General features: G+C 61.1%; 7 protein-coding genes. 1 reads left to right on the top strand and 6 read right to left on the bottom strand.

Annotated elements, in window-relative coordinates:
* Positions 1-241 precede the first annotated feature (241 nt).
* The 6 genes from AC788_RS02225 to dibA form a co-directional block, all read right to left on the bottom strand.
* The gene (locus AC788_RS02225) at positions 242-1,231 is read right to left on the bottom strand and encodes a sulfate/molybdate ABC transporter ATP-binding protein (RefSeq protein WP_049859008.1); all 990 of its coding nucleotides are present in this window, start codon (positions 1,229-1,231) and stop codon (positions 242-244) included.
* A 3-nt stretch (positions 1,232-1,234) separates the two neighbouring features.
* The gene (gene cysW, locus AC788_RS02220; protein WP_049859007.1) at positions 1,235-2,101 is read right to left on the bottom strand and encodes a sulfate ABC transporter permease subunit CysW; all 867 of its coding nucleotides are present in this window, start codon (positions 2,099-2,101) and stop codon (positions 1,235-1,237) included.
* Positions 2,102-2,115: 14 nt separating this feature from the next.
* Complete coding sequence (gene cysT / locus AC788_RS02215; RefSeq protein ID WP_049859006.1) at positions 2,116-2,934, bottom strand: sulfate ABC transporter permease subunit CysT; 819 nt, start codon at positions 2,932-2,934, stop codon at positions 2,116-2,118.
* 137 nt (positions 2,935-3,071) lie between these two features.
* Positions 3,072-4,082, bottom strand: a complete 1,011-nt coding sequence (locus AC788_RS02210) for a sulfate ABC transporter substrate-binding protein (protein WP_049859005.1) — start codon at positions 4,080-4,082, stop codon at positions 3,072-3,074.
* A gap of 58 nt (positions 4,083-4,140) precedes the next feature.
* Positions 4,141-4,323: a sulfur starvation response protein OscA gene (gene oscA, locus AC788_RS02205; protein WP_043191814.1), complete on the bottom strand. Its 183-nt coding sequence runs from the start codon at positions 4,321-4,323 to the stop codon at positions 4,141-4,143.
* A 118-nt stretch (positions 4,324-4,441) separates the two neighbouring features.
* Positions 4,442-6,307: a phosphodiesterase DibA gene (gene dibA / locus AC788_RS02200; protein WP_049859004.1), complete on the bottom strand. Its 1,866-nt coding sequence runs from the start codon at positions 6,305-6,307 to the stop codon at positions 4,442-4,444.
* 145 nt (positions 6,308-6,452) lie between these two features.
* On the opposite strand from dibA, the gene desA reads away from it, so the two are divergent.
* Positions 6,453-7,637 (top strand): delta-9 fatty acid desaturase DesA, encoded by a 1,185-nt coding sequence (gene desA, locus AC788_RS02195; RefSeq protein WP_049859003.1) that lies wholly within the window; start codon positions 6,453-6,455, stop codon positions 7,635-7,637.
* Positions 7,638-7,748 lie beyond the last annotated feature (111 nt).

Raw genomic sequence — 7,748 nt, 5'->3', positions numbered from 1 at the left:
GGCGGAGGGACACTGGGGGCGGGGAGTGCACCACGAGAAACCGTGGCTGGGGAGGCAATGAAGGGAAAGGAGTTATACGCGTTAAGGAATAAGAAGCTATTTGGTAATAACAAAATATTCCATTGATGCGCCACATCAAACCCAGACGCGGCCCGCCCCCCTGCTACGGGGGTGCGGGATCTCCTGGCGCAGCGGCGCGAGCCGCGTCGGCGGCACATGCGGTACGTCTGACGCACCGCCGCTACAGGCCTGACGCCTTCTGCCACACCTTGGGCTTGAAGAACAACGTCTCGCCCCGCGCCAGACCACTCAGGCTGTCATGGTCCTTGACCACTTCCGCCTCGATCAGATCGCTCTGCCCTTCGACCTTCAACGTCACCCGCGTGGTCGCGCCCAACGGGCGAATGTCACGCACCTCGGCAGCGTGGTGATCCTCCAGCTCATGACGCGACAGCGACACTTCGTGCGGACGAAACAGCACATGCTCCTCACCGCCCAATTGCAGACGGTTGGAATCACCCAGGAAGTGATACACAAAATCGCTGGCCGGGTTCTCGTACACATCGCCCGGCGAGCCGATCTGTTCGATGACCCCCTTGTTCATCACCACGATGCGATCGGCCACTTCCATGGCCTCTTCCTGGTCGTGAGTCACGAAAACCGACGTCAGGTTGATGTCCTCGTGCAGACGAGCCAACCAGCGGCGCAACTCCTTGCGCACCTTGGCGTCGAGCGCACCGAAAGGTTCGTCGAGCAGCAACACCTTGGGCTCGACCGCCAGCGCCCGGGCCAGAGCGATGCGCTGGCGCTGGCCACCGGACAACTGCTCGGGATAGCGATCGTGCAACCAGTCCAGCTGCACCATGTTCAACAGCTCATGCACCTTCTGCGCAATCACCGTTTCGGTCGGCCGCTCGCGCTTGGGCTTCATGCGCAAGCCGAAGGCCACGTTGTCGAACACCGTCATGTGCCGGAACAACGCGTAGTGCTGGAACACGAAGCCGACGTTGCGATCCCGCACATCATGGCCGGACACGTCCTCGCCATGGAACACGATGTTGCCCTGATCGGGAGTTTCCAGCCCGGCGATGATGCGCAGCAAGGTGGTCTTGCCGCACCCGGACGGGCCCAGCAAAGCCACCAGCTCGCCACTCTGGATGTCCAGATTGATGGAGTCCAGGGCCTGGAAGGCATTGAAACGCTTGCTGACGTTACGAACTTCGATCGACATTAATCATTCCTCCGCGGCGCTGTTGCGCAGGCGGTCAATACGGGACTCGCTCCACTGCTTGAGCAGCAGGATGAAGAGCGCCAGGATCAGCAACAGGCTCGCAACGGCAAAGGCAGCGACGTGGTTGTATTCGTTGTAGAGGATCTCCACGTGCAGCGGCAGGGTGTTGGTCACGCCACGAATGTGGCCGGACACCACCGACACGGCACCGAACTCACCCATCGCCCGCGCGGTACACAGCACCACGCCGTAGATCAGCCCCCACTTGATGTTCGGCACGGTGACGTGCCAGAACATCTGCCAACCGTTCGCGCCCAGCAGGCGCGCCGCCTCCTCTTCCTGCGTGCCCTGCTCCTGCATCAGTGGGATCAGCTCACGGGCCACGAACGGCACGGTGACGAAGATCGTCGCCAGCACGATGCCGGGCAAGGCGAACACGATCTGGATGTCATGGTCCTGCAGCCACGGCCCTAACAGGCCCTGGGCGCCGAACATCAGCACATAGACCAAGCCGGCAATGACCGGCGAGACCGAGAACGGCAGATCGATCAGGGTGACCAGGATGCTCTTGCCGCGAAACGAATACTTGCTCACGCACCACGCCGCGCTGATGCCGAAGACCAGGTTCAGCGGCACCGAGATGAGCACGGCGAACACGGTCAACTTGAGCGCCGACAATGCATCGGGCTCGAAGATGGCGGCAAAGAATGTCCCCAGGCCTTGCTTCAGGCCCTGGGATACGACGATGAGCAACGGCAACAACAGAAACACGGCGAAAATCAGCCAACCCAGGGCGATCAACACCCGCCGCGAAGTGGCGCTGCCACGTCGGGCCGCATTGGTGGAGGCAGCAATGGAAGATGCAGACATGTGCGGAGCCTCCTTCAAGGGGTTTCGATGCGCCGCTGCAACAGATTGATCAGCAGCAGCAGAATGAAGGAAACCACCAGCATCATCACGCCGATGGCCGTGGCGCCGGTGTAGTCGTATTGGTCCAGCTTGACCATGATCAGCAGCGGCAGGATCTCGGTCTTCATCGGCATGTTGCCGGCAATGAAAATGACCGAGCCGTACTCACCCACGCCTCGGGCGAAGGCCAGGGCGAAACCGGTCAGCCAGGCGGGCAACAGCGCCGGTGCCAGGATGAAGCGGAACACCTGCAAGGGCTTGGCACCCAGGCAGGCCGCAGCTTCCTCGACCTCACGCGGAATGTCGGCCAGCACCGGTTGCACCGTGCGCACCACGAACGGCAAGGTGACGAAGGTCAACGCGAGGGTGATCCCCAGCGGCGTGTAGGCGATCTTGAAGCCCAGATCGGCAGCGAACTGCCCGACCAGACCATTGGGCGCGTACAACGCTGTCAAGGCAATGCCTGCCACGGCCGTGGGCAGGGCGAACGGCAGGGCGATCATCGCATCGATGATCTTGCGTCCGGGGAAGGTGTAGCGCACCAGCACCCAGGCCAGCAGCGTGCCGATCACACCGTTGATGATGGCCGCGCACAACGCCGTGCCGAAACTGAGTTTCAACGCAGCAAGAACGCGGGGTGCCGTGACGATGGTCCAGAACTGTTCCCAGGTCAGCTGCGCGGCATGCACGAACATGGCGGCCAGGGGGATCAGCACAATCAGGCTGAGGTACACGACGGTGTAGCCCAGCGTCAGCCCGAAGCCGGGTATGACGGGGGAGATACGACGCGACATAGAAGTCCTTGATGAATACGATTTACGCAATCGGGCCTCTTCGCGGGCAGAGCCCCGCTCCCACAAGGTCAACGGTGACCTGTGGGAGCGGGGCTCTGCCCGCGAAGAGGCCAGCCGCCTCAACACATGTCTATAACTTATTGAGCCTGATAAATCTGGTCGAACACCCCACCGTCATTGAAGAATTTGGGCTGCGCCGTTTTCCACCCGCCAAAATCCTTATCGATAGTGACCAGATTCAACGCCGGAAATTGCTTCTCGTACTTGGCCGCCACGTCCTTGTCGCGCGGACGATAGAAGTTCTTCGCCGCGATTTCCTGGCCAGCCGGGCTGTACAGGTGCTTGAGGTAAGCCTCGGCGATTTCCTCGTTGCCTTTCTTCTTCGCGTTCTTGTCAACCACCGCCACTGGCGGCTCGGCGAGGATGGACAGCGAAGGCACGACGATGTCGAACTTGTCCGCGCCGCCATCTTCCTTCAGTGCCAGGAACGCTTCGTTTTCCCAGGCCAGCAGCACATCACCCTGGCCGTTATTAACGAAGGTAATGGTCGAACCGCGCGCACCGGTGTCGAGGATCGGTACATGCTTGAACAGCGTCTGCACGTATTCCTTGGCCTTGGCCTCATCGCCACCACCGGCTTTCAGGCCATAGGCCCAGGCGGCCAGGAAATTCCAGCGCGCGCCGCCGGAGGTTTTCGGATTGGGGGTGATCACCGAAACATCGTTCTTGATCAAATCGCCCCAGTCCTTGATGCCCTTGGGGTTGCCCTTGCGCACCAGGAACACGATGGTCGAGGTGTACGGCGTGCTCGCATCCGGCAGGCGGGTCTGCCAGTTCTCCGGAAGCGATTTACCCAGCTTGCTGATCTCGTCGATGTCGCCCGCCAGCGCCAGGGTTACCACATCAGCGGGCAGACCATCGATCACCGCACGGCCCTGCTTGCCCGAACCGCCATGGGACTGCTTGATCGACACGTTGTCACCGGCGTGTTCTTTCTTCCAGAAGTTGACGAACTCAGCGTTGTATTCCTGATACAGCTCACGTGTCGGATCGTAGGACACGTTGAGCAGCTCGTAGTCCTTGGCGACTGCGGAACCGGCAAATACGGCGCTGGCGAGGGCTGCCAAGGCATAACGGCGGATAGACATGGACGAAGCTCCTGGAATGGCGGGTGTTTTTCTTATGACTGATACGCAGGGCGCGTATTCAGCTGGGCTTGTTGCCCGGGTTCTGCAAACGGAATTTTTCCTTGCGCTCGATCTGCACGACCTGAGCGTTGTGAACGGTGATCTCCACCGCACCGAAACGCAGGTCGCGCAGCGCGCTCTGAATTTCCCGCAGAATGGTGGCTTCGTCCTGTCCTTCTACGCTGCGTAGCGATGCGCTCATGATCATGCTCCTGGGTAAGGGGGTGCCAAGGTGGCGTGAGCGCGATATTAGAGAGGTCCTATTATTCTTAAAAATACTGTTTAAGAATTTTCATATAACCAAACGTGTTTTTGGCCATTCACCGTGGTTGCCATGTCAGCGCTCTGGCCTCCACAGGGCGACCGAACCAGTAGCCCTGGCCAAGTCCGCACCCATGTTCCAGCAGAAACCGGGCCTGGTCAGCCTGCTCGATGCCCTCGGCATGCACCTGCATGCCCATGCTGCGGGCCAAGGCGATGATCGCCGTGGTGATCGCCACATCGTCCTCGTCACCCGGCAGGCCGGCAACGAAACCCTGGTCGATCTTGAGCTTGTGCACCGGCAGGCGCTTGAGCCTGAGCAAGGATGAATAACCGGTGCCGAAATCGTCGATCGCCAACTGCAGGCCCAGGTCGCGCAGGTGATGCAGCTGCTCGAGGGCGCGGTCCGGATCATCCATGACCGCACTTTCGGTGACTTCCAGCTCCAGGTGCGCAGGCGCCAGTTGCGTCTCGGCCAGGACCTTCTCGACCTGCCGGCAGAGATCATGGTGGCTGAACAGACGGCTGGAGATGTTCACCGCCACGAAATCCAGTGCCTTGCCCTCGACCTGCCACTGGCGCATCTGCCGACAGGCGGTGGCCAGCACCCAGGTGTCGATCTCGGCGATCAGACCGCTGCGCTCGGCGATCGGTATGAACTGTCCCGGCGGCACCAGCCCGCGCTCCGGATGCTGCCAGCGCACCAGCGCTTCAACCCCGACCATGGCGGTGTCGCGCAGTGCATGCACCGGCTGGTAATGCACGCACAGCTGACCATCCGCCAAAGCCTGCCGCAGTTCAGCGGTCACTTCGATGTGCTGCTGGGCCCGCGCGGTCAGCTCTTCGGTGTACAAGGCATAGCTCGAACGACCCCGCGCCTTGGCCTGGAACAGCGCCGAATCGGCATTGCGCAACAGTTGTTCGGCGCCTTGGGCATCGTCGGGAAACACGCTGATGCCCATGCTGGCGCTGATGAACAAGGTGTGGCCGTCGATGAAGAAAGGTGCTCGCATGCCTTCAAGCAATGCCTGCCCCAAGGCCGTCGCCTGACCGCTGCGCAACTCGCCTTCCACCAGCACGGCGAACTCATCCCCTCCCAGGCGGGCCAGGGTTACTTCTTCGCCCAGCCCCGACTGCAGCCGCTCGACCACCGCCATCAACAACCGGTCACCTACGCCATGACCGAAGCTGTCGTTGACGTTCTGGAAGTGATCGAGGTCGATCAACAGCAAGGCGCAGTTGCGGTGCGCAAGCCTGGCCGTGTTCAACGCGTGCTCGGCGCGGCGGCTGAACAGCAGGCGGTTGGGCAGCCCGGTCAATGGGTCGTGCTGTGCCAGATGGGCCAACTCGCGCTGTGAATGCCTGATCGCGCTGATGTCGGAGAACACCGCCACGTAGTGGCTCAGCATTCCCCGATCATCGCGGACGGCGCGGATGGTCTGCCACTGTGGATAGATGTCACCACTCTTGCGACGGTTCCAGATCTCGCCGCTCCACTGACCGTGCTCGGCCAGCGTGCCGAACATCTGTTCATAGAAGGCCGGCGGGTGCTGCCCGGACTTGAACCTGCTCGGGTTCTGCCCCAGCACTTCGTGCTCCTCGTACCCGGTGATCGCCATGAAGGCCCGATTGACCTGCAGGATGCGCCCTGCGGTATCGGTCACCAGCACACCATCGGCGGTGCAGTCGAAGACCGCTGCCGCCAGGCGTCGGCTTTCGCGATTGGCCTGGCGTGCACGCTGCCAGGCGAAGGCAAAGGCACTGCCCAGCAGCCACACAGCGCAAGTGGCCAGATGAAGCTCCCATCCGGCCAGCGAGGCGCCGAAAAGGCCGTTGGACAATCGATCGCACAATAGAAGCCACAACACGCAGACAATCAGGTAAATCACAACGGCGCGCGTTGTAACCCGAGATAAAACGGACATAGGGTCAATCGGCCCACATAAAATGTGTATCAATTATAGAATAGAAACATTCAGCGACTCTTCTTCAAAAGAGCGACTGGCTTTCTCTGATAGCTTGTCGATAATGCTGCACGCATTACCCACCCAACCGAGGGCCCTCCCGCCTATGTGGTACAACGGTTTTCTCGATCTGTCCGCCTGGCAAGTGGTGGCAGTCACGTTGTTGCTGACCCATGTCACCATTGTCGGTGTCACTGTCTATCTGCACCGCTATTCTGCCCACCGCTCCCTGGAACTCAACGCCGGGCTCAAGCACTTCTTCCGTTTCTGGCTCTGGCTCACCACTGCCCAGAACACCCGCGAGTGGACCGCTATCCACCGCAAGCACCACGCCAAATGCGAAACCGTCGACGACCCGCACAGCCCCGTCATCAAGGGCCTGGGCACCGTCATGCGCACCGGCGCCGAGCTCTACCGCAAAGAGGCTGAAAACCCCGACACCTTGCGCATCTATGGCAAGAACTGTCCCGAAGACTGGATCGAGCGCAACCTGTATTCACGCTTTCGCCTGAGCGGCGTGGTGCTGATGCTGGTCATCGATCTGCTGCTGTTCGGCGCCCTGGGCCTGACGGTCTGGGCCGTGCAGATGATGTGGATTCCGTTCTGGGCCGCCGGCGTCATCAACGGCCTGGGTCATGCCGTGGGCTACCGCAACTTCGAATGCCGCGACGCGGCCACCAACCTGGTGCCCTGGGGCATCATCGTCGGCGGCGAAGAGCTGCACAACAACCACCACACCTACCCCAACTCGGCCAAGCTGTCGGTCAAGAAATGGGAATTCGACATGGGTTGGGCCTGGATCAAGCTGTTCACCTGGCTGCGCCTGGCCAAGGTGCAGCGTGTGGCCCCGATCGCCCACCGCGTGGAAGGCAAGGGCCAGCTCGACATGGACACCGCCATGGCGATCCTGAACAACCGCTTCCAGATCATGGCGCAGTACCGCAAGCTGGTCATCGCCCCCCTCGTGCAACAGGAACTGAGCAAGGTCGACGAATCGGTACGCCACCAATTTCGCCGCGCCAAGCGCCTGCTGTCCCGTGAAACCAGCCTGCTGGACGAGGGTCATCATCTGCATATCCAGACGATGCTCGAACACAGCCACCCCTTGAAAGTCATCTACGAAAAGCGCCTGGCCCTGCAACAGATCTGGGCGCGCACCAGTTCCAACGGGCATGATATGCTGGCCGCCATCAAGGATTGGATCCAAGAAGCGGAAGCCAGTGGTATCCACTCGTTGCGCGACTTTGCGACCCAGCTCAAGACCTATTCGTTGAGGCCTGCGGTAGCCTGAGCCGTTTATCGGTACGCCCCGGCCCCGGGGCGTACCGTCGGAACTTCATCACAGTTTTCCGCTCTCAGACTCATAGCGCTACCGCCTGGGGTCATGCCTGGGCCGCGCCTT

The organism is Pseudomonas sp. RIT-PI-a (assembly GCF_001187875.1).
GTDB lineage: Bacteria > Pseudomonadota > Gammaproteobacteria > Pseudomonadales > Pseudomonadaceae > Aquipseudomonas > Aquipseudomonas coleopterorum.
The sequence above is the reverse complement of the archived record's forward strand: the minus strand, read 5'-3'. Positions and strand labels throughout refer to the sequence as shown.